General features: G+C 70.2%; 18 protein-coding genes. 16 read left to right on the plus strand and 2 right to left on the minus strand.

Annotated features, from left to right (window positions below; all coding sequences use genetic code 11):
* Window positions 1–272: 272 nt before the first annotated feature.
* From rpsB to FHX50_RS00145, 11 genes are all read left to right on the plus strand, one after another.
* Complete coding sequence (rpsB, locus tag FHX50_RS00095; RefSeq protein WP_183373454.1) at window positions 273–1,166, plus strand: 30S ribosomal protein S2; 894 nt, start codon at window positions 273–275, stop codon at window positions 1,164–1,166.
* Window positions 1,167–1,169: 3 nt separating this feature from the next.
* Window positions 1,170–1,994 (plus strand): translation elongation factor Ts, encoded by an 825-nt coding sequence (tsf, locus tag FHX50_RS00100; protein ID WP_183373455.1) that lies wholly within the window; start codon window positions 1,170–1,172, stop codon window positions 1,992–1,994.
* A gap of 228 nt (window positions 1,995–2,222) precedes the next feature.
* Complete coding sequence (pyrH, locus tag FHX50_RS00105) at window positions 2,223–2,987, plus strand: UMP kinase (RefSeq protein ID WP_183373456.1); 765 nt, start codon at window positions 2,223–2,225, stop codon at window positions 2,985–2,987.
* A 38-nt stretch (window positions 2,988–3,025) separates the two neighbouring features.
* The gene (gene frr, locus FHX50_RS00110) at window positions 3,026–3,592 is read left to right on the plus strand and encodes a ribosome recycling factor (protein WP_183373457.1); all 567 of its coding nucleotides are present in this window, start codon (window positions 3,026–3,028) and stop codon (window positions 3,590–3,592) included.
* A gap of 61 nt (window positions 3,593–3,653) precedes the next feature.
* Window positions 3,654–4,529 carry a phosphatidate cytidylyltransferase gene (locus FHX50_RS00115; RefSeq protein ID WP_183373458.1) on the plus strand — a complete coding sequence of 292 codons (876 nt, stop codon included), beginning with the start codon at window positions 3,654–3,656 and terminating at the stop codon, window positions 4,527–4,529.
* Between the two features lie 124 nt (window positions 4,530–4,653).
* Window positions 4,654–5,865 carry a dual-specificity RNA methyltransferase RlmN gene (gene rlmN, locus FHX50_RS00120; RefSeq protein ID WP_239376344.1) on the plus strand — a complete coding sequence of 404 codons (1,212 nt, stop codon included), beginning with the start codon at window positions 4,654–4,656 and terminating at the stop codon, window positions 5,863–5,865.
* A complete protein-coding gene (locus FHX50_RS00125; RefSeq protein ID WP_183373460.1) occupies window positions 5,866–6,414 on the plus strand; it encodes a hypothetical protein in 549 nt (182 codons plus the stop codon). It begins immediately after the preceding gene.
* Window positions 6,411–7,607 carry a 1-deoxy-D-xylulose-5-phosphate reductoisomerase gene (gene dxr, locus FHX50_RS00130; RefSeq protein WP_183373461.1) on the plus strand — a complete coding sequence of 399 codons (1,197 nt, stop codon included), beginning with the start codon at window positions 6,411–6,413 and terminating at the stop codon, window positions 7,605–7,607. The genes FHX50_RS00125 and dxr overlap by 4 nt, the downstream gene beginning before the upstream one ends.
* A complete protein-coding gene (locus FHX50_RS00135; protein ID WP_183373462.1) occupies window positions 7,604–8,947 on the plus strand; it encodes a M50 family metallopeptidase in 1,344 nt (447 codons plus the stop codon). Before dxr ends, FHX50_RS00135 begins: the two co-directional genes overlap by 4 nt.
* 36 nt (window positions 8,948–8,983) lie before the next feature.
* Window positions 8,984–10,141, plus strand: a complete 1,158-nt coding sequence (gene ispG / locus FHX50_RS00140) for a flavodoxin-dependent (E)-4-hydroxy-3-methylbut-2-enyl-diphosphate synthase (protein WP_183373463.1) — start codon at window positions 8,984–8,986, stop codon at window positions 10,139–10,141.
* Window positions 10,142–10,222: 81 nt separating this feature from the next.
* Window positions 10,223–11,050 (plus strand): GNAT family N-acetyltransferase, encoded by an 828-nt coding sequence (locus FHX50_RS00145; protein WP_239376314.1) that lies wholly within the window; start codon window positions 10,223–10,225, stop codon window positions 11,048–11,050.
* Here the strand turns inward: FHX50_RS00145 and FHX50_RS00150 are convergent.
* Window positions 11,047–11,784 carry a GTP pyrophosphokinase gene (locus FHX50_RS00150; protein ID WP_183373464.1) on the minus strand — a complete coding sequence of 246 codons (738 nt, stop codon included), beginning with the start codon at window positions 11,782–11,784 and terminating at the stop codon, window positions 11,047–11,049. The two genes, FHX50_RS00145 and FHX50_RS00150, sit on opposite strands and share 4 nt — an antisense overlap.
* Window positions 11,785–11,903: 119 nt before the next feature.
* Here FHX50_RS00150 and FHX50_RS00155 point away from each other — a divergent pair, with 119 nt between their 5' ends.
* Window positions 11,904–13,685: a proline--tRNA ligase gene (locus FHX50_RS00155; RefSeq protein WP_183373465.1), complete on the plus strand. Its 1,782-nt coding sequence runs from the start codon at window positions 11,904–11,906 to the stop codon at window positions 13,683–13,685.
* A gap of 36 nt (window positions 13,686–13,721) precedes the next feature.
* On the opposite strand, the gene FHX50_RS00160 is transcribed toward FHX50_RS00155, so the two are convergent.
* On the minus strand, window positions 13,722–14,771 hold the full coding sequence (locus FHX50_RS00160) for a DUF4439 domain-containing protein (protein ID WP_183373466.1): 1,050 nt from the start codon (window positions 14,769–14,771) through the stop codon (window positions 13,722–13,724).
* A gap of 158 nt (window positions 14,772–14,929) precedes the next feature.
* Between FHX50_RS00160 and FHX50_RS00165 the strand changes: the two genes are divergently transcribed.
* The 4 genes from FHX50_RS00165 to infB all read left to right on the plus strand — a co-directional run bounded on the left by FHX50_RS00165 (window position 14,930) and on the right by infB (window position 20,067).
* The gene (locus FHX50_RS00165; RefSeq protein ID WP_183373467.1) at window positions 14,930–15,472 is read left to right on the plus strand and encodes an LSm family protein; all 543 of its coding nucleotides are present in this window, start codon (window positions 14,930–14,932) and stop codon (window positions 15,470–15,472) included.
* Window positions 15,473–15,514: 42 nt separating this feature from the next.
* Window positions 15,515–16,588 (plus strand): transcription termination factor NusA, encoded by a 1,074-nt coding sequence (gene nusA / locus FHX50_RS00170; protein ID WP_183373468.1) that lies wholly within the window; start codon window positions 15,515–15,517, stop codon window positions 16,586–16,588.
* A 133-nt stretch (window positions 16,589–16,721) separates the two neighbouring features.
* On the plus strand, window positions 16,722–17,063 hold the full coding sequence (locus FHX50_RS00175) for a YlxR family protein (RefSeq protein WP_183373469.1): 342 nt from the start codon (window positions 16,722–16,724) through the stop codon (window positions 17,061–17,063).
* Between the two features lie 79 nt (window positions 17,064–17,142).
* Window positions 17,143–20,067 (plus strand): translation initiation factor IF-2, encoded by a 2,925-nt coding sequence (gene infB, locus FHX50_RS00180; RefSeq protein WP_183373470.1) that lies wholly within the window; start codon window positions 17,143–17,145, stop codon window positions 20,065–20,067.
* The last annotated feature ends 4 nt before the right edge of the window (window positions 20,068–20,071 follow it).

The raw sequence follows: 20,071 nt of genomic DNA on the forward strand, positions 1-20,071 counted from the left end.
GGTGAACGTCCACACACGTGTGCGTCACAATCGCCCCGCGGGCCCTGTTGGGCGGCTGAGGCCGTGGGCTACCATGACTGCGGCACTCGTCGCAGACGGGTGACTATCGCGTGTCCATCCAGGCGACCTTCCCACCGGTCTCACCCGCATCCTCGGGGGAGCGGGCAGGGCGCCGGGCACCAGGCCGAGCGCTGCCGACCGGCAGCGTCGAATCAACCGAGAAGAGCCGCTTCTGCGCCCGCGGGCCCAGAAGCGTAGAAAGAGAGACGACCATGGCAGTCGTTACCATGCGCCAGCTCCTGGAGAGCGGCGTCCACTTCGGTCACCAGACCCGTCGCTGGAACCCCAAGATGAAGCGCTTCATCTTCACTGAGCGCAACGGCATCTACATCATCGACCTGATGCAGTCGCTCACCTACATCGACCAGGCCTACGACTTCGTGAAGGAGACCGTCGCCCACGGCGGCACCATCCTCTTCGTCGGCACCAAGAAGCAGGCGCAGGAGACCGTGCAGGAGCAGGCCACCCGCGTCGGCATGCCCTACGTGAACCAGCGCTGGCTCGGCGGCATGCTCACCAACCTCCAGACCGTGTCCACGCGCGTGAACCGTCTGAAGGAGCTCGAGCAGATGGACTTCGAGGATGTGGCCGGCTCCGGCTACACCAAGAAGGAACTGCTCATGATGCGCCGTGAGAAGGACAAGCTGGAGAAGACCCTCGGCGGTGTCCGCGACATGGCCAAGGCACCCTCCGCTGTGTGGATCGTCGACACCAAGAAGGAGCACCTCGCCGTCGATGAGGCGCAGAAGCTCAACATCCCGGTCGTCGCCATCCTCGACACCAACGCCGACCCGGACGAGGTCCAGTACCCGATCCCGGGCAACGACGACGCCATCCGCGCCGTCACCCTCCTGACCCGCGTCATCGCCGACGCCGTCGCCGCTGGCCTCCAGCAGCGCCACGCGAAGTCCGAGGACAAGGGCGAGAAGAACGTCTCCGCTGTTGACGCCGAGCCGCTCGCCGAGTGGGAGCAGGAGCTGCTCAAGCAGTCCGAGGTCCAGCAGGACCAGGCCAAGGCCGAGGAAGCACCGAAGGCTGACGAGGCACCCGCGGCCGAGCAGGCCGAGGGCGAGAAGGCAGAGTCCTCCGAGAAGGAAGAGAACTGATCCATGGCGAACTACACCGCAGCTGACATCAAGGAGATCCGCGAGCTCACCGGCGCGGGCATGCTCGACGTCAAGAAGGCTCTCGACGAGTCCGAGGGCGACAAGCAGAAGGCCATCGAGGCCATCCGCATCAAGGGCCTGAAGGGCATCTCCAAGCGCGAGGGCCGCTCGGCCTCCGAGGGCCTCGTCGCCGCTGACATCCGCGACGTCGACGGCGGCCAGGAGGGGACCCTCGTGGAGATCAACTCCGAGACCGACTTCGTCGCCAAGAACGCCAAGTTCGTCGCACTGGGCGATGAGGCTGTGGCCGCGGCCGTCGAGTCCGGCGCCTCCACCCCGGAGGAGCTGCAGGACACCGCGTTCGGTGAGAACCTCACCAACGCCGCCGCCACCATGGGCGAGAAGATCGAGGTGCGTCGCATCGGCCGCGTCAAGGGCGAGGTCGTCACCAACTACATGCACCGCACCAACAAGGACCTCCCGCCGCAGGTGGGCGTCCTCGTGGCCTCCGACGCCGCCGGCGCCGAGGTCGCCCGCGACGTCGCGATGCACATCGCCGCCTACTCCCCGACCTACCTCACCCGTGAGGAGGTCCCCGAGGACGTCGTCGCCAACGAGCGCCGCATCGCCGAGGAGACCGCCAAGGGCGAGGGCAAGCCGGAGAAGGCGCTGCCGATGATCGTCGAGGGCCGCCTCAACGGCTTCTTCAAGGAGAACGTGCTGCTCGACCAGGCGTTCGCCAAGGACCCGAAGCAGTCCGTCGGCAAGGTCGTCGAGGCCGCTGGTGGCACCATCACCGGCTTCGTGCGCTTCCGCGTGGGCAACTGACCCGCACGGCGTCCGCTGAACGCTGAAGGGCGTCTCCCCGCTGAGGGAGGCGCCCTTCGCGCGTCACGCGGGGCATCCGTCGGCCCGCGTGGGAGGGGCCGACGGGTGCCGGGCCGCACACCGGGCCGCGCCGGGCAGGAAGACTCCACCTGTGACCGGTAGGATTGACCGCAGCGCCCGTCGGCATGCCCCGCCGGGCCGTCCCGTGGCGACAGCGGAAGGACAGACATGAGCCAGGACCCCGATCCGATCACCTCGACCATGCCCGTCATCCGGGCCCAGGAGGGCAGGCGTCGCGTCCTGCTCAAACTGTCCGGTGAGGCCTTCGGCGGTGGCAGGGTCGGCGTGGACCCGGACGTGGTCTCCCGCATCGCCCGCGAGATCTCCGAAGCGGTCGCCTCCGGTGTGGAATGCGCGATCGTCGTGGGCGGCGGCAACTTCTTCCGCGGTGCCGAACTGTCCCAGCGCGGCATGGACCGCCGCCGCGCCGACTACATGGGCATGCTCGGCACCGTCATGAACTGCCTCGCACTCCAGGACTTCCTGGAGCAGGCCGGCACCTCCACCCGCGTGCAGACCGCTATCACCATGGGCCAGGTCGCGGAGCCGTACCTGCCGCTGCGGGCCGTGCGCCACCTCGAGAAGGGCCGCGTGGTCATCTTCGGCGCCGGCGCCGGCATGCCGTACTTCTCCACCGACACGGTCGCTGTGCAGCGCGCACTGGAGATCGGCTGCGAAGAGGTCCTGATGGCGAAGAACGGCGTGGACGGCGTCTACACCGCGGACCCGAAGAAGGACCCCACCGCGGAGCGCCTGGACCACCTCACCTACGAGGACGCCCTGCAGCGCGGCCTGCGGGTCGTGGACGCCACCGCCTTCAGCCTCTGCATGGACAACAAGCAGCAGATGATGGTGTTCGGCCTCGACACTCCCGGCGCCATCACCCGCGCGATGAACGGCGAACGCATCGGCACCGTCGTCACCGGCGCCTGAGACCCGCATCGACCACCCCAACACAGAAGGAACGCATCATGAGCGAAGGAATCCCCGCAATCCTCAAGGACGCCGAAGAGCGGATGAAGAAGTCCGTCGAGGTCACCCGCGACGAGTTCTCCACCATCCGCACCGGTCGCGCCAGCTCGGCGATGTTCGAAGGCATCACCGTGGACTACTACGGCGCTCCCACCCCGCTGAACCAGCTCGCCTCCCTCCAGTTCCCCGAGGCCCGCACCATCATCGTCACCCCGTACGACAAGGGCGCGATGAGCAATGTGGAGACCGCCCTGCGCGACTCCGACCTCGGCGTGAACCCCACCAACAACGGCGACAACCTGCGCGTGGTCCTGCCCGCCCTCACCGAGGAGCGCCGCAAGGAGTACACGAAGCTGGCCCGCACCAAGGCCGAGGACGGCCGCATCGCCATCCGCGGCACCCGCGGCAACGCGAAGAAGGCCATGGAGCAGCTCGTCAAGGACAAGGAGATCGGCGAGGACGAAGGCGTGCGCGGCGAGAAGGAGCTCGACGCACTCACCAAGAAGTACTCCGAGATCGTCGACCAGGCCCTCGAGGCCAAGGAGCAGGAGCTCCTCACCGTCTGATCCGTCCCGCCGCCGCGCCCCGTGCGCGGCGGCACCGTCTGCTTCGAGGAGCCACCCGCCCGTGACCACAGCGCCCGCAGCCCCGGCTGCCCCGGCCCCGTCGGCGCGCCGCAAGCGCAGCGCCGGACGGAATCTGCCCGCCGCCATCGGCGTGGGCGTGGTGCTCTGCGCCATCCTGCTGGGCGTGTTCTACCTGGTGCCGGCGCTGCTGCCCGCCCTCGTCGCGATCGCGGCGGTGCTGGCCACCCTCGAGGTGTCCCACGCGCTCGGCAGCGCCAACCTGCGGGTCCCCGCGGCGCCGCTGCTGGTGGCGGCCGTCGGCATCGTCGTGTGCACCACCGTGTACGGGGCCGACGGCATGCTGATCTCCACCGCCGCTGGCGCTGTCGTCCTGATCCTGTGGCGCGCCGTGGAGGCGACCGGGCTGATGGCGATCCGGGACGTGGTGGCGGGGATCTTCACCCTCATCTGGGTGCCGTTCCTCGGCAGCTTCACCCTCCTGCTCGCCCAGCAGCCGAGCGCCAGCCACAAGCTGATGCTCGCCCTGCTGATCCCCATCGCCTCCGACACCGGCGGCTACATCGCCGGTGTCCTGTTCGGCCGCCACCCGATGGCGCCGACCATCAGCCCGAAGAAGACCTGGGAGGGCATGGCCGGCTCCCTCCTCTTCGGCGTCGCCGGCGGCACCGCTGTGGGGGCACTGCTGCTGCCTGAGGAGCTCGGCGCCCTCTTCGGCGGCGTCTTCGGCGCCCTCATCGTGGTGATCTCCACCATCGGCGACCTCACCGAGTCCCTGCTGAAGCGCGACCTCGGCATCAAGGACATGGGCGACCTCCTGCCCGGCCACGGCGGCATCATGGACCGTCTCGACTCGATCCTGCTCGCCGTCCCGACCCTGTTCATCCTGCTGTGGATCCTGGAGGCCGTGAATGGCTGACACCCCCGACCGTCCTGCGAACCCCCGCACTGACGCAGCGCCCGGCACCGGAGCGCGCCCCACCGGCAGCGGCCTCGCCGTCCCCAAGGACCTCTCCCGCGAGGTCGTGAAGGGCGAGAAGGTCATGCTCGCCCCCGGCCAGCTGCAGCTGCGCCCCACCCGCCGCGGCAAACCGCCTGCGCATCTCGCGGACCTCACCCTCGCCGAACGGCAGGACGCGGTGAAGGAACTGGGTCTGCCGGCGTTCCGCGCCAAGCAGCTGTCCACCCACTACTTCGAGCACTACACCACCGACCCGGAACGGATGACCGACCTGCCGAAGGACCGCCGGGAGGAGCTCGCAGAGCACTTCTTCCCGACGCTGCTGACCAAGGTCAGCCAGCAGGCCGCGGACCACGGCGCCACCCAGAAGTTCCTCTGGAAGCTGTTCGACGGCTCCATGGTCGAGTCCGTGCTGATGCGCTACTCCAACCGCGTCACCCTCTGCATCTCCTCCGAAGCGGGCTGCGGCATGAACTGCCCGTTCTGCGCCACCGGCCAGCTCGGCCTCACCCGCAATCTCTCCGCCGCGGAGATCCTCGAACAGGTCCGCATCGCCAACCGCATGCTCGCCGACGGGGAGATCCCCGGCGGGCCCGGCCGCGTCTCGAACATCGTGTTCATGGGCATGGGGGAGCCGCTGGCGAACTACCGGCCCGTCGCCACCGTCTGCAAGCGCCTCAACGCGCCCGCGCCCGAGGGCTTCGGCATGAGCGCCCGCAACATCACGGTGTCCACCGTCGGCCTCGCCGCCGCGGTCCGCAAGCTGGTGCGCGAAGAGATCCCCGTGACCCTCGCCGTGTCCCTGCACGCCCCGGACGACGAGCTGCGCAACGAACTCGTCCCCATCAACCAGCGGTTCGACGTCGACGACATCCTCTCCGCCGCCTACGAGTACTTCCAGGCGACCGGCCGCCGCGTCTCCATCGAATACGCGCTCATCCGCGACATCAACGACCAGGCGGAGCGCGCCGAACTGCTCGCCCGCCGCCTCATCGACAAGGGCGGCGCCGGCTGGATCCACGTCAACCCGATCCCGCTGAACCCGGTGCCGGGATCCAAATGGACCGCCTCCGACCCCCAGGTCGCGAAGCGGTTCGTGGAGACGCTGCGCAGCCACGGCATCTCCACCACCGTCCGCGACACCCGCGGCAGCGACATCGACGGCGCCTGCGGCCAGCTCGCCGCCACCGTCGTCGAATCCGACTCCCGCCGAGAGGACCGCGAAGCCCGCGTCGCCCGGGTGGAGCAGGTCGCGTCCGCTACAGTGTCCGAGCAGCCGAAGGAGAGGACCTAAGTGAGCACGTCATTCGAGAAGGTCGGGCGGTTCAGCCAGGGTTACAGCATCCGCGAAGTCGACGACTTCCTGGAGCGCGCCCGCGCCGCCTACGAGACCGGCACCGGCGACTTCGACCCCGACACCATCGCCACGGTCGACTTCGCCGCTGAGCGCGGCGGCTACAACATGGGCATCGTCGACGAAGCCCTCGACCGCCTCGCCGACGCGTTCGCGCTGAAGAAGCGCGACGAATCGATCGACGCCCACGGCGAGGACGCCTGGATCGCCGGTCTGCTGGAGCGCGCCGACGTCCTCGAGGAGCGCCTGCGCCGCCCCGCCGGTGAGCGCTTCGCCCCCGGCCCCGCCGGTGAGCCCTCCTACGACCGCGCCGACGTCGACGCCCTCTGCGACCAGCTGCTCGCCTACTTCACCGAGAGCCATCCCATGAGCGTCGACGATGTGCGCCGCGCCGCGTTCCGCCGCCGCAAGGGCGCCGACGGGTACTCCGAAGCCGTCGTCGACGTCTACCTCGACCACGTCGCCCGCCTCATGGCGTCCGTCCCGTGACCAGCGCCCGCCTCACGATCCTCGGCTCCACCGGCTCCATCGGCACCCAGGCCGTGGACGTCATCACCCGCTACCCGGACCTGGCGCGGGTGCACGCCCTCGCCGCGACCGGGTCGAGGCCGCAGCTGCTCGCCGAGCAGATCGCCCGCCTGCAGCCGCGCACCGTCGCCGTCGCCGATGACGCCCGCGTCGACGACGTGCAGCGGGCACTGCACGAGCTGGGGGAGGACCCGTCGGCCCTGGAGTTCACCGCCGGCCCCGGCGCCGTCATCGACGCCGCCGGCGACCTCGGCAGCGACGACGTCGTGCTCAACGCGATGACGGGATCCGTCGGCCTCGCACCCTCCCTCGCCGCCCTCGACTCCGGCGCCCGGCTCGCCCTCGCCAACAAGGAGACCCTCATCGCCGGCGGGTCCCTCGTGCGCGAGCGCGCCGCCGACGGGCAGCTGCTGCCCGTGGACTCCGAACACACCGCCATCGCCGAATGCCTCGCCGGGATGCGGCCCGAGCACATCCGCCGGCTCGTCATCACCGCCTCCGGCGGACCCTTCCGCGGCCGCACCCGCGCCGAGCTCGGGGACGTCACCCCCGCCGACGCCCTCGCCCACCCCACCTGGGACATGGGCCGCGTCATCACCACCAACTCCGCCACCCTCGTCAACAAGGCCCTCGAAGTCATCGAAGCATGCTGGCTGTTCGACCTCCCCGAGGACCGCGTGGACACCGTGGTGCACCCCCAGTCCATCGTCCACTCCATGGTGACTGCGACCGACGGATCCACCATCGCGCAGGCCTCCCCGCCGGACATGCGGCTCGCCATCGGCTGGGCCCTCGCCCACCCCGACCGGCTCGAAGGCCTCGCCACCGAGCTCGACTTCACCACCGCGCAGTCCTGGACGTTCGAACCGCTGGACGAGGACACGTTCCCCGCGATCCGCATCGCCCGCGCGGCGCACCGCGACGGCGGCACCCGCATGGCGCAGTTCAACGCCGCCAACGAAGAGTTCGTCGATGCCTTCCACGAGGGCCGCATCGGCTTCCTGCAGATCGTCGACCTCATCCGGGACGTCCTCGACGACCCCGCCTCGCCCCGCACAGACCCCACCGGCGTGGAGGACGTGCAGGCCGCCGAGACATGGGCGCGGACCCGGGCGCACGAGCTGATCGATCAGACCGAAGCCGCCAGCCGATGAGCGCCCTGCTGTACGCGCTCGGCATCCTCCTCATCGGCATCGGGCTCGCCGTCTCCATCGCCCTGCACGAAATCGGCCACCTCGTGCCCGCGAAGAGGTTCGGGGTGCGGGTCACGCAGTACATGATCGGGTTCGGCCCCACCGTCTGGTCGCGCCGCCGCGGCGAAACCGAATACGGCATCAAAGCGATCCCGCTGGGCGGCTACATCCGCATGATCGGCATGTACCCGCCGCACAAGGGGGACGCCCCCGGCACCATCCGCGAGGACTCCACCGGCTTTTTTCAGCAGATGTCCGACGAGGCCAAGGAATGGGAGTCCTCCCAGTACAGCCCCGAGGAGCAGCACCGCACCTTCGTCAACCTCAGCGTGCCGAAGAAGCTCGCCGTCATGCTCGGCGGGCCGTTCATGAACCTTGTGCTCAGCGTGCTGCTCCTCGCCGTGCTGCTGATCGGCTTCGGCCTGCCCACCACCACCGCCGAGGTGAAGTCCGTGTCGCAGTGCGTGGTGCCCGCCACCGCGCCGCCCGACGCCGACTGCGCGGGCATGCCGCCAGCGCCCGCCGCGGCCGCCGGCATTCGCCCCGGGGACGAGATCACCGCCATCGCCGGCGAACCCGTCGGCGACTTCCAGGACCTCTCCCGGATCGTCCGCGCCCACCCCGACCAGGAGATCGAAGTGGAGCTCGTGCGCGACGGCGCGCCGATGACGCTCACCGTCACGCCCCTGTCCAACGACGTGGTGTCGCTGGACGCCGACGGGCGCCCCATCATCGGTGAGGACGGCGCGCCCCGCACCGAGAAGGCCGGTTTCCTCGGCGTCTCCGGCACCCAGGCGATGGTGCGCCAGCCCATCACCTCCCTGCCCGGCATGGTGTGGGACACCTTCGCCGGCACCGCGAAGGTGGTGCTGACCCTGCCGATGCGGCTGTGGGACATCGGCGTCACCGTGTTCTCCGACCAGCCCCGCGACCCCAACGGCCCCCTTGGTGTGGTGGGCGTGTCCCGCCTCGCCGGTGAGGTCGTCTCGGCCGACGCCCCCGGGTTCGAGGCGAAGGAGCGCGCCTTCACCCTCATCTCGATGCTGGCGTCGCTGAACATGGCGCTGTTCGTGTTCAACCTGATCCCACTGATGCCGCTGGACGGCGGGCACGTGCTCGGCGCCCTCATCGAAGGAGCTCGGCGGCAGGCGGCGCGACTGCGGGGCCGCCCCGACCCGGGACCGGTGGACATGTCGCGCATGCTGCCGGTGACGAATGTGGTCGCGCTCGCGTTCATCGGCATGAGCGTGCTGCTGCTGTATGCGGATATCGTGAAGCCCATCCGAATGTTCGGGCCCTGAGCTGACTCTCCAGGCGGTCTGCGCGATAATGACGACGTGAGTACTCCGTCTGTGAACCTTGGCATTCCGTCCGTCCGAGAGACCCCCGTCATCTCCCCGCGCAGGCCCACGCGGAAGGTGCGACTCGGCGACATCCACGTGGGCGGCGACGCACCCGTCACCGTGCAGTCGATGACCACCACCCCCACGCACGACATCAACGCGACCCTGCAGCAGATCGCCGAGCTCACCGCCGCCGGCTGCGACATCGTGCGCGTGGCGTGCCCCCGCCAGGAGGACGCGGACGCCCTGCCCGCCATCGCCGCGAAGGCACAGATCCCCGTCATCGCCGACATCCACTTCCAGCCGAAGTACGTGTTCGCCGCGATCGAAGCCGGCTGCGCCGGTGTGCGCGTCAACCCCGGCAACATCCGCCGCTTCGACGACCAGGTCAAGGAGATCGCGAAGGCCGCCAGTGACCACGGCACCGCGCTGCGCATCGGCGTCAATGCCGGCTCCATCGACCCGCGCATGATGAAGGGCGACCGCGTCACCCCCGAAGCGCTCGTCGCATCCGCGAAGTGGGAGGCGTCCCTGTTCGAGGAGCACGGCTTCCACGACTTCGCCATCTCCGTGAAGCACAACGACCCCGTCATCATGGTGGACGCGTACCGTCAGCTGTCCGCAGAGGGCGACTGGCCGCTGCACCTCGGCGTCACCGAGGCCGGCCCCGCGTTCCAGGGCACCATCAAGTCGTCCGTCGCGTTCGGCATCCTGCTCGGTGAGGGCATCGGCGACACCATCCGCGTGTCCCTGTCGGCCCCGCCGGTGGAGGAGGTGAAGGTGGGCAACCAGATCCTCGAGTCGCTCAACCTGAAGCCCCGCAAGCTCGACATCGTCTCCTGCCCCTCCTGCGGCCGTGCCCAGGTGGACGTCTACACCCTCGCCGACGAGGTCACCGAAGGCCTCAAGGGCCTGGAGGCACCGCTGCGCGTCGCCGTCATGGGCTGCGTGGTCAACGGTCCCGGTGAGGCCCGCGAAGCGGACCTCGGCGTGGCCTCCGGCAACGGCAAGGGGCAGATCTTCGTCAAGGGCAAGGTCATCAAGACCGTCCCCGAGGCGGAGATCGTGCCGGTCCTCCTCGAAGAGGCGAAGCGCATCGCCGCGGAGATGGACGCCCCGTCGGGCACGCCCGACGTCTCCGTCGGCGCCTGAGGACCCGAGCACCCGGGGGTCCTCATCAGCCGCTCCATCGACCGATCGGTCGTCGACCTGTTCCGTCGGCAGACCTCCGCCGTGCGGCCGCTCACCACGGCCACCGCACCCGCCGCGATCGCCCTGCTGGAACAGGACCCGATCGACAACGCCCTCGCCGGCAGTCGACTCGTCGACATCACCGGCACCCGCATGCTGTCCCGTGAGTTCTCCGGACTCTTCCACCGCGGTGACCTGACCGCGCTGCTGTGGCACGGCATCAGCCTGTCCGTCATGGGGGAGGTGTCCCAGGGGGACCTCGAACTGCTGGCGGAGAGGGCGCGTCGGGCCCGCCGCGAATACGCGAGCGTGGTGGGGCCGAGCCGGGACGTGGCGCGGCTGTGGCCCCTGGTGCGGTCCTCCCTGGGCCGGCCGCGGGAGTTCCGGTGGACGCAGCTGATGATGCTCGCCGACCAGCGGCCCAGCGTCGCCCCGTCCGACGAACTGCGCTTCGCCCGCCCCGAGGAAGCGGACCTCGTGTTCCCCGCCGCCGTCGCGATGTTCAAGGAGGAGGTCGGCACCGACCCCACCGCATGGGACGGCGGCCGCTCCTACCGGGACCGGGTCGAGCAGCTGATCGCCGAGCGCCGCACCGCGGTGGTGCGCCGCGGCGACGACATCGTCTTCAAAGCGGATGTGGGGGCCATCTTCGGTCCCGTCGCGCAGATCCACGGGGTGTGGACCGCCCCCGCTGAACGGGGGAAGGGCCTCGGCTCAGCGGCGATGGCGCGGGCCGTGCAGCTGTTCCAGCTGCAGCACAGCACCCCGCAGGTGACGCTGTACGTCAACGACTTCAACAGCGCAGCCCGCCGCGCCTACACGCAGGCGGGGTTCCGGCAGGTGGGGGAGTTCGCCTCCCTGCTGTTCTAGACCGAGTCGCTCGGGTTCTGCGCACGGTGGGCGTCGGCGCGGATCTGGGTCATCTGCGCATCCAGGTCACGGGAGGACTGCGCGATCTGCCGCAGCTCGTCCCGCAGATGCTGCGGCAGCTGACCGGAGAACTTGTACGCGAGCTCATGCTCCACACTGGACCAGAAGTCCATCGCGATGGTGCGGATCTGGATCTCCACCGGCACGTGCACCGTCCCGGTGGACAGGAACACCGGCACCTCCACGATGAGGTGGAGGGAGCGGTAGCCCGATTCCTTCGGCTCTGCGATGTAGTCCTTCTCCTCCACCACGGTCACATCGGGCTGGGAGGACAGCAGCTGCGCCATCCGGTAGCAGTCCTCGGTGTAGATGCAGGTGATGCGCAGGCCCGCGATGTCCCGCACGCCGTCGCGCAGGCCCTCCAGGGTGTGGGCGCAGTCGGTGCGGATCATCTTGTCGAGGATCGAGTCGATGCTCTTCACCCGGTGCTTGATGTGCTCGATCGGGTTGTGCTCGCCGCGGGCGGTCATCTCCTCGTTGAGGATCTGCACCTTCGTGAGCATCTCCCGCAGACCGAAGTGGTACGGCAGCAGCACTTCGCCGAGCCGGCGCCGCACGGTGCGCATCGCCTCGTTCTCCGCGGTGCCGTCGGCCGCGAGAGCGCTGACCAGGGCGGCCTTCGCGCTCATCGGGGCGATGGGCGGGGTGTCGTCGACGGACTGGGCGGTGGGCATGGTGGGCGAACCTCGTCGGGCAGGGGAGCAGCGGGCGGCGGATGGCGTGTGCGGGGGCTCTCAGGAGCCCGATACACTGGCCGCACCGACCATCCATCTTCGCCCAGGAGGCTCAACAGATGCTCCGAATGTCCACGGCGTTCCTGCGCACACTGCGCGACAACCCGGCCGATGCCGAGGTCGCCAGCCACCAGCTCCTCGTCCGAGCGGGCTACATCCGCCGCGCAGCGCCGGGCATCTACACGTGGCTTCCGCTGGGGCTGAAGGTGCTGCGCAAAGTCGAGCAGATCGTCCGCGAAGAGATGGACGCCGCCGGCAGCCAGGAGCTCCTGTTCCCGGGCCTGCTGCCCCGCGAACCCTACGAAGCGACCGATCGCTGGGCCGAGTACGGCGACAACCTGTTCCGCCTGCAGGACCGCAAGGGCGCGGACATGCTGCTCGCTCCCACGCACGAGGAGATGTTCACCCTCGCGGTGAAGGACCTCTGCAGCTCCTACAAGGACCTGCCGCTGTCGCTGTACCAGATCCAGCACAAGTACCGCGACGAGCTGCGTCCCCGCGCCGGCCTGCTGCGGGTGCGCGAATTCGTGATGAAGGACGCCTACTCGTTCGACATCGACGACGAGGGCCTGCACCGCTCCTACGCGCAGATGCGCGAGGCGTACAAGCGGGTGTTCGAGCGCCTCGGCCTGGAGGTCGTGATCGCGAAGGCGGATGCGGGTGCGATGGGCGGCTCCCAGTCGGAGGAGTTCCTCCACCCCACTGAGATCGGTGAGGACACCCTGGTGATGTCCGACGGCGGCTACGCCGCGAACGTCGAGGCCGTCACCACGGTCGCGCCGGAGCCGCTGACCGCGGAGCAGATCGCCGAGCTGCCCGCCGCCCGCACCGCCCGCACCCCGGGGGCCTCCACCATCGCCTCCCTCGTGGACCACCTCAACGAGGCGCAGCCCCGCGAGGACGGCCGCGCCTGGGAGAAGAGCGACACCCTCAAGGCGCTCGCCTACATCACCATCGACGCCGATGGGGCGGAGGAGCCGCTGCTGGTGATGATCCCCGGTGATCGCGAGGCCGATGAGAAGCGCCTCGAAGTGGCGCTCGCACCGCGCGAGTTCCGTCCCTTCACCGAGGACGACTTCACCAGGCATCCGCAGTTCGCGAAGGGCTACATCGGTCCCGTCGGCTTCGGCCTCGACACCGACGCCGGCGCCAACGGGATCCGCGTGCTGGTGGATCCGCGCGTTCAGGCCGGCACCGTGTGGGTCGCCGGGGCGAACAGCGCGGACGAGCACACCATCGGACTGGTCGCCGGCCGCGACTTCCAGGCCGACGGGTTCATCGAAGCAGCAGAGGTCCGCGACGGCGACCAGGCGCCGGACGGCTCCGGCCCGCTGCGCCTCACCCGCGGCATGGAGATGGGGCACATCTTCGAACTGGGCCGCAAGTACGCCGAAGCGCTCGACCTGCAGGTGCTGGACCAGAACGGCAAGCAGAAGACCGTCACGATGGGCTCCTACGGCATCGGTGTGACCCGCGCGGTCGCCGCCATCGCCGAGAAGCACCACGACGAGAAGGGCCTCGCCTGGCCGCGCAGCATCGCCCCGATGGACGTGCACGTGCTCGCAACCGGCAAGGGCACCGAGGTGTTCGAGAAGGCGGAGGAGATCGTCGCCGCCCTCGAAGCGGAGGGCCTGGACGTTCTGTTCGACGACCGCCCGAAGGTGTCCCCGGGTGTGAAGTTCAAGGACTCCGAACTGCTCGGCATCCCCACCTCCGTGGTGATCGGACGGTCCCTCGCGGACGGCGTTGTGGAGGTGCGCGACCGCGCCAGCGGCAGCATCGACGAGGTGTCCCCGGACGAGGTGGTCGCCCGCGTCCTGCAGCAGGTGCGCGAGGGCTGAGCCCCCCCCCCAGCAGGCGGCCCCGCGCGGCGGGCATCAGCCCTCGGCCGGCTCCTCCAGCCACGGCAGGGAGTCGACCGAGGCGGCCCGCTGCGCGAACACCGGTGTCTCCTCCGCCCACGCGGCGATGAACGCGGCGCGCTGATCGAACGTGGCGGCGGAGCTGAGCCGCACCGCGTGGGCGATCGAGGTCGTGGAGATCTCCTGCGCGAGCGCGGCCAGGCCCTCATCGGTCCGCTGCTCGGCGGTTAGCGGGTAGGCGGCTTCGCGGCGGGCCGGCTCCGCCTTCAGCGCGGTGATCGCCGGTGTGTACGACTCGGCGCGGCTCCGGTGGACGGCGGCGCGCTTCGCGTGGGCTGCGCGCTGGTCCTTCGGCGCGCGCGCTGCCACCACTTCAAGGGCGTACGCGCCGAACCATTCGTCGCGCTGCGCGTCCTGCATCAGCTGGGCGAGCCCGTCCTGCGGGTCGATGTAGGCGGGGTCCTCGGTGGGGACCGGACGCGTCGGCGCGAGGTCGGCGGCGGAGGGCGGTGCCGGGGGCGCGAGCGCCGAATCTCCGGTGACGGCGGCGAGACGGCTCAGCGCCCAGATCGAGAACACGCCCGCGGATGCGGTGATGCGCGCGAGTGATGCGGAGACCTGCACGGTGGCCTCCAGCATGAGGTCGCGCAGGGCGCGCAGCTGCTCGGCCACCTCGGCGGCGCCCGCTGCGGCATCGGCGGGGGAGGCGGCCGACGGGTAGGTGCCGTCCTCCAGTTCCGCTGCCGTGGCGAACGCCCGCTGCTGGTCCTGCATCGCTGCGGCGATGAGCGCGCTGAGCTTCTGGGCATCGCCCGTGGCCGCGGCGGCGAAGGAGTCGGTGACGGGGGCGGCGGTGACGAGCGCGGTGAGGATGTCGGTGCGGTACTGTTCGTCGATGCCCGGAGGCGGCGGGGTGTACTGGGCGGGCTGCCCCAGGCGCAGGCGGGCGCCGTTGGCGCAGCCGCTGAGCGTGACGCCGGCGGCGACGGCCCCGGTGAGGGTGAGTGCTCGCAGGGCCAGCATCCGTCGGCTGATGGGGCCGGGGGAGGGCGTGGCAGCGCTCATCGGTGGTGGTCCTTGTCCGGGTCGGCGGTGCGGGGGAGGGGTGCGCCACTGGGCCCCGGCTGGGGCGGGCGCCCTTCAACAGTAATAGAGTAGTGTCGAGCTCCTGCACTCACGCAGTGCGGGGATTGTCAGACGAATACGAGGAGGACGCGGACCCCGTGGCCATTCCACCGAAGCCGGACGATTCAGTCCTCATGGACGCGTTCACTCCGATCATCCACAGGCACGGCCTCGTCTGCGAATCCGTCCTCGCGCAGCGCGTCGGCGGCACGGTCCGCCTGGTCGTCACCGTGGACCTGCCGGAGGACGAGATCGGCAGCGCCGACCTCGACACCGTCACCGACGTCTCCGAAGAGATCTCGCAGCTGCTGGACGACGACCTCAGCCTCATCGGCGACGTCCCCTCGACGCTCGACGTCACCACCCCCGGCGTGTTCCGCCCCCTGGACAGCGTGCGCGCCTTCAAGCGCTCCCGCAGCCGCCTGCTCTCCGGCTCCCTCACCGACGGACGCACCTTCTACGGCCGCCTCACCGACGTGGTCGACGACGAGCTCGTCCTCGACGTGCAGAAGCCGCCGCACGACCCGAAGCGGAAGAAGAAGGGAGCGGCGGCCCCCGCCGCCGAGAAGCTGAAGCCCGGTGAGCACCGCGTGCCGATCACCGAGGTCGAGACCGCCGAGATCCAGCTCGAATTCCGCTGAGCACACCGCCACCATCCATCCGCACCGCCTGAGGAGGCCACCATGGACATCGATCTGGGAGCACTGCGCGCTCTGGAGCGCGAACGCGAAATCCCCATGCCCGTTCTGCTGGACGCAATCGCACAGGCCCTCCAGGTGGCCTACCAGCACACCCCGCACCCGGCGCCGAACGCCCGCATCGAGATCGACGAGTCCTCCGGCGCCGTGACGGTCATCGCTGAGGACCGCGACCAGACCGGCGAGATCATCGAAGAGTGGGACGACACCCCCGAGGGCTTCGGTCGAGTGGCCGCCGCCACCGCCCGTCAGGTGATCCTGCAGCGCATCCGCGAGCTCGAGGACGAGGCCGTGCTCGGCGACTTCGCCGGCCGCGCCGAGGAGATCGTCTCCGGTGTGATCCAGCAGGGGCGCGACCCGCGCCTGGTGTACGTGGACCTGCAGACCGTGGAGGGCATCCTGCCCCCGCACGAGCAGGTGCCGGGCGAGCACTATCCGCACGGCAAGCGGATCCGCGCCTACGTCTCGGACATCCGCCGCGGCGCGAAGGGCCCCGCCATCACGCTGAGCCGCACCCACCCGAACCTGGTGCGCCGCCTCTTCGAACTGGAGGTGCCCGAGATCGGCGACGGCACTGTGGAGATCCGCGCCCTCGCCCGCGAAGCCGGGCACCGCACGAAGATCGCCGTGTCCTCCGATGTGGACGGTGTGAATCCGAAGGGCGCCGCGATCGGACCGATGGGTCAGCGCGTCCGCTCCGTGATGGCGGAGCTCGAGGGCGAGAAGATCGACATCGTCGAGTTCGATGAGGACCCGGCGGTGTTCGTCGGCAACGCCCTCTCCCCGGCCCGCGTCAGCAGCGTGGTCGTCACCGATGAGGCCGCGAAGCAGGTGCTCGCGGTCGTGTCAGAGGGGCAGCTGTCGCTCGCGATCGGCAAGGCCGGGCAGAACGCCCGCCTCGCCGCGAAGCTCACCGGCTGGCGGATCGACATCCGCACCGAGGAGCAGCTGGCCGCTGAGCGCGCCGGCGGCGCTGCGGGGGAGCCGACGGATCCCGCCGAGACCATCGCTCCGGAGGCCTCCGTCGGCCCCGAGGATGAGGGCGACCTGGGCGCCTGACCTCGGCCAACGCGCACCCCGCGGGGGCGGCCGGGTGCGGGTGTGATCCCTCACCCGGGCGCTCACCGCACCCCGTTCCCGGGGCCACTCGGGTAGACTGGACAGGCTGGACGTGGGAACGGAGCGGAATTCAATGACCGATGAGGCATCGAATCGGCCGATCCGCACCTGCGTCGGATGTCGCACCCAGGACATCCGAGATCAGCTCGTGCGCGTTGTGCGCGGCCCCTCCGCTGAGGGGGAGCCGCCTGCGGTCCGCCTCGATGAGACCCGCACCGCCCCCGGACGGGGCGCGTGGATCCATCCGGACCAGCAGTGCATCGCCGCGGCGCTCAAGCGCGGTGGTTTCAGCCGGGCCTTCAAGGGCCGGGTGGACATCACCGGACTCGAAGCGCAGCTGCGCGCCCGAGTGAACCCTTCGCAAGGAACCGAACCACCTTTGGAAGCGGGTAGAACACCAATGGAAATCCGATGAGTACTCACCAATGAGCACCCACAGGAGCTAGTGGTCCGCGCCGCCCTGACTCGGCCGGCCGGACCGAGACAGGAGAATTGTGGCTAAAGTTCGCGTTCACGAGCTCGCCAAAGAGCTTGGTGTGACGAGCAAGGACGTCCTCAAGAAGCTTGAGGACCTCGGCGAATTCGTTCGCTCCGCCTCGTCGACCGTTGAACCCCCGGTCGCGCGCCGCGTTCGCGGCGCATTCCCGAAGTCCGACGGCGCCACCGCCGGCGGCACCCCCAAGCCCGGCCAGAAGCCCGGCGCCCCGAAGCCCGGCCAGAAGCCCGGTGCCCCCAAGCCCGGCGCACCCAAGCCCGGCCAGAAGGCAGCACCGGCGAAGGCCGATGGCGCCCCGGTCGCTGACCAGAAGCCCGCTGGCGACAAGCCGACCCCGTCGGCCGCGCCGTCCAGCGCCCCGAAGCCCGGCCAGAAGCCCGCTGCGAAGCCGGCCGCTGACGCCAGCCCGGCCAGCGCGCCGAAGCCCGGCGGCCCGAAGCCCCCGACCCCGGCGTCCGCTCCGAAGCCCGGCGCGGCATCCCGCCCCGGCCCGAAGCCGGGCGGCGGCCAGCGCCCGCAGCGCGGCGGCGCCGCCGGTGGCGGTCGCCCCGGCAACAACCCGTTCGCGTCCTCGCAGGGCATGCCCCGCCCGGGCGGCCCGCGTCCCCCGCGCCGCGACGGCGGAGGCCGTCCCGGCAACAATCCGTTCGCGTCCTCGCAGGGCATGCCCCGCCCCGGTGGCCCGCGTCCCCCGCGCCGTGACGGCCAGGGCGCAGGCCAGGGCGCACCGCAGGGCGCCGGCCAGGGTGGTCCCCGTCCCGGCGGTCCGCGCCCGGGCGGTCCCCGTCCGTCGCCGACCATGATGCCGGCACGGTCCGCTGCTGCTGAGAAGCCCCGCTCCGGCGGTGGCGGCGGTCGCGGCCGTGGTCGCGGCGGTCAGGGCGGCGCACCCGGCGCAGGCCCCGGTGGCGGCGGCTTCGGTCCCCGTCCCGGTGGCGGCGGTCCCGGCCGCGGTCGCCGTGGCGGCACGCAGGGCGCGTTCGGACGCGGCGGCAAGCCCGCCCGCTCCCGCAAGTCGAAGCGCGCCAAGCGCCGCGAGTACGAGCAGATGCAGGCTCCGGCACCGGGCGGCGTGCAGATTCCGCGCGGTGACGGCTCCACGCCGATCCGTCTGCGCCGCGGCGCCTCGCTGACCGACTTCGCCGACCGCATCGACGTCAACCCGGCATCGCTGATCACCGTCCTCTTCGCCATGGGCGAGATGGCCACGGCCACCCAGTCCCTGGATGAGGACACGTTCCAGCTGCTCGGTGAGGAGCTCGGCTACAAGATCGAGATCGTCTCCCCGGAGGACGAGGAGCGCGAACTGCTCGAGCAGTTCGACATCGACCTTGAGGGTGAGCTGGACGAGGAGGACGACGAGGATCGTCTGCCCCGCCCGCCGGTCGTCACCGTCATGGGCCACGTGGACCACGGCAAGACCCGCCTGCTCGACTCGATCCGCCGTGCGAACGTCGGATCCGGCGAGGCCGGCGGCATCACCCAGCACATCGGTGCGTACCAGGTGCACGTGGACCACGAGGGCGAGGACCGCCCCATCACGTTCGTCGACACCCCGGGCCACGAGGCGTTCACCGCCATGCGAGCCCGCGGTGCGAAGGTCACCGACATCGCGATCCTTGTGGTCGCGGCCGATGACGGCGTCATGCCGCAGACCATCGAGGCGCTCAACCACGCCCAGGCTGCGGATGTGCCGATCGTGGTCGCGGTCAACAAGATCGACAAGCCGGAGGCGAACCCGGACAAGATCCGCGCCCAGCTCACCGAGTACAACCTCGTGGCTGAGGAGTACGGCGGCGACACCATGTTCGTGGACGTCTCCGCTCGCGAGGGCCTGCACATCGACGAGCTGCTGGAGGCCGTCCTGCTGACCGCCGATGCTGCCCTGGATCTGCGCGCCAACCCGGACAAGGACGCTCGCGGTGTCGCCATCGAGGCGAACCTCGACCGCGGCCGCGGCCCCGTCGCCACCGTCCTGGTGGAGCAGGGCACGCTGCGCGTCGGCGATGCGATCGTCTGCGGCACCGGCCACGGCCGTGTCCGCGCCATGCTCGATGAGAACGGCGACGCGGTCGAGGAGGCCCTGCCGTCCCGTCCGGTGCAGGTGCTGGGCCTCAGCTCCGTGCCCGGCGCCGGTGACACGTTCATCGTGCCCGCGGACGAGCGTCAGGCCCGCCAGATCGCTGAGAAGCGCGAAGCGGCCAAGCGCGCCGCCCAGCTGTCCAAGGCCCGCAAGCGCATGTCCCTCGAGGACATCAAGGAGGCCATGGAGCAGGGCAAGGTCGAGACCCTCAACCTCATCCTCAAGGGCGACGCCTCCGGTTCCGTCGAGGCGCTGGAAGAGGCACTGCTCGGCATCGAGGTCGGCGACGACGTCCAGCTGCGCGTCATCGACCGCGGCGTCGGCGCGATCACGATGAACAACATCAACCTCGCCATGGCGTCCGATGCCGTGATCATCGGCTTCAACGTCCGCGCCGAGGGCCAGAACGCCGAATACGCCGACCGCGAGGGCGTGGAGATCAAGTACTACTCGGTCATCTACCGCGCCATCGAAGAGGTGGAGAGCGCCCTGCTGGGCATGCTCAAGCCGGAGTACGAGGAGAAGGACCGCGGATCCGCCGAGATCCGCGAGATCTTCCGCTCCTCCAAGTTCGGCAACATCGCCGGCTCGATGGTCACCTCCGGTACGATCAACCGCGGCTCCAAGGCCCGCATCACCCGCAAGGGCGTTGTGGTCACCGAGAGCCTCGAGATCGCCGGCCTGCGCCGCTTCAAGGATGACGTCACCGAAGTCCGCGAGGGCTTCGAGTGCGGCATCAACCTGGGGTCGTTCAACGACATCCAGGAGGGCGACATCATCACCACGTACGAGATGGTGGAGAAGCCCCGCGAAGCGCACAAGACCAACAAGAAGGACTGATCAG

The sequence above is a fragment of the Helcobacillus massiliensis genome (assembly GCF_014191425.1).
GTDB lineage: Bacteria > Actinomycetota > Actinomycetes > Actinomycetales > Dermabacteraceae > Helcobacillus > Helcobacillus massiliensis.

What these genes read in the sequence shown, in the direction of transcription:
- rpsB (WP_183373454.1), top strand. Translation starts at nt 273, where the DNA reads ATGGCAGTCGTTACCATGCGCCAGCTCCTGGAGAGCGGCGTCCACTTC.
- tsf (WP_183373455.1), top strand. Translation starts at nt 1,170, where the DNA reads ATGGCGAACTACACCGCAGCTGACATCAAGGAGATCCGCGAGCTCACC.
- pyrH (WP_183373456.1), top strand. Translation starts at nt 2,223, where the DNA reads ATGAGCCAGGACCCCGATCCGATCACCTCGACCATGCCCGTCATCCGG.
- frr (WP_183373457.1), top strand. Translation starts at nt 3,026, where the DNA reads ATGAGCGAAGGAATCCCCGCAATCCTCAAGGACGCCGAAGAGCGGATG.
- rlmN (WP_239376344.1), top strand. Translation starts at nt 4,654, where the DNA reads ATGCTCGCCCCCGGCCAGCTGCAGCTGCGCCCCACCCGCCGCGGCAAA.
- FHX50_RS00135 (WP_183373462.1), top strand. Translation starts at nt 7,604, where the DNA reads ATGAGCGCCCTGCTGTACGCGCTCGGCATCCTCCTCATCGGCATCGGG.
- FHX50_RS00150 (WP_183373464.1), bottom strand. Translation starts at nt 11,784, where the DNA reads ATGCCCACCGCCCAGTCCGTCGACGACACCCCGCCCATCGCCCCGATG.
- FHX50_RS00155 (WP_183373465.1), top strand. Translation starts at nt 11,904, where the DNA reads ATGCTCCGAATGTCCACGGCGTTCCTGCGCACACTGCGCGACAACCCG.
- FHX50_RS00160 (WP_183373466.1), bottom strand. Translation starts at nt 14,771, where the DNA reads ATGAGCGCTGCCACGCCCTCCCCCGGCCCCATCAGCCGACGGATGCTG.
- nusA (WP_183373468.1), top strand. Translation starts at nt 15,515, where the DNA reads ATGGACATCGATCTGGGAGCACTGCGCGCTCTGGAGCGCGAACGCGAA.
- FHX50_RS00175 (WP_183373469.1), top strand. Translation starts at nt 16,722, where the DNA reads ATGACCGATGAGGCATCGAATCGGCCGATCCGCACCTGCGTCGGATGT.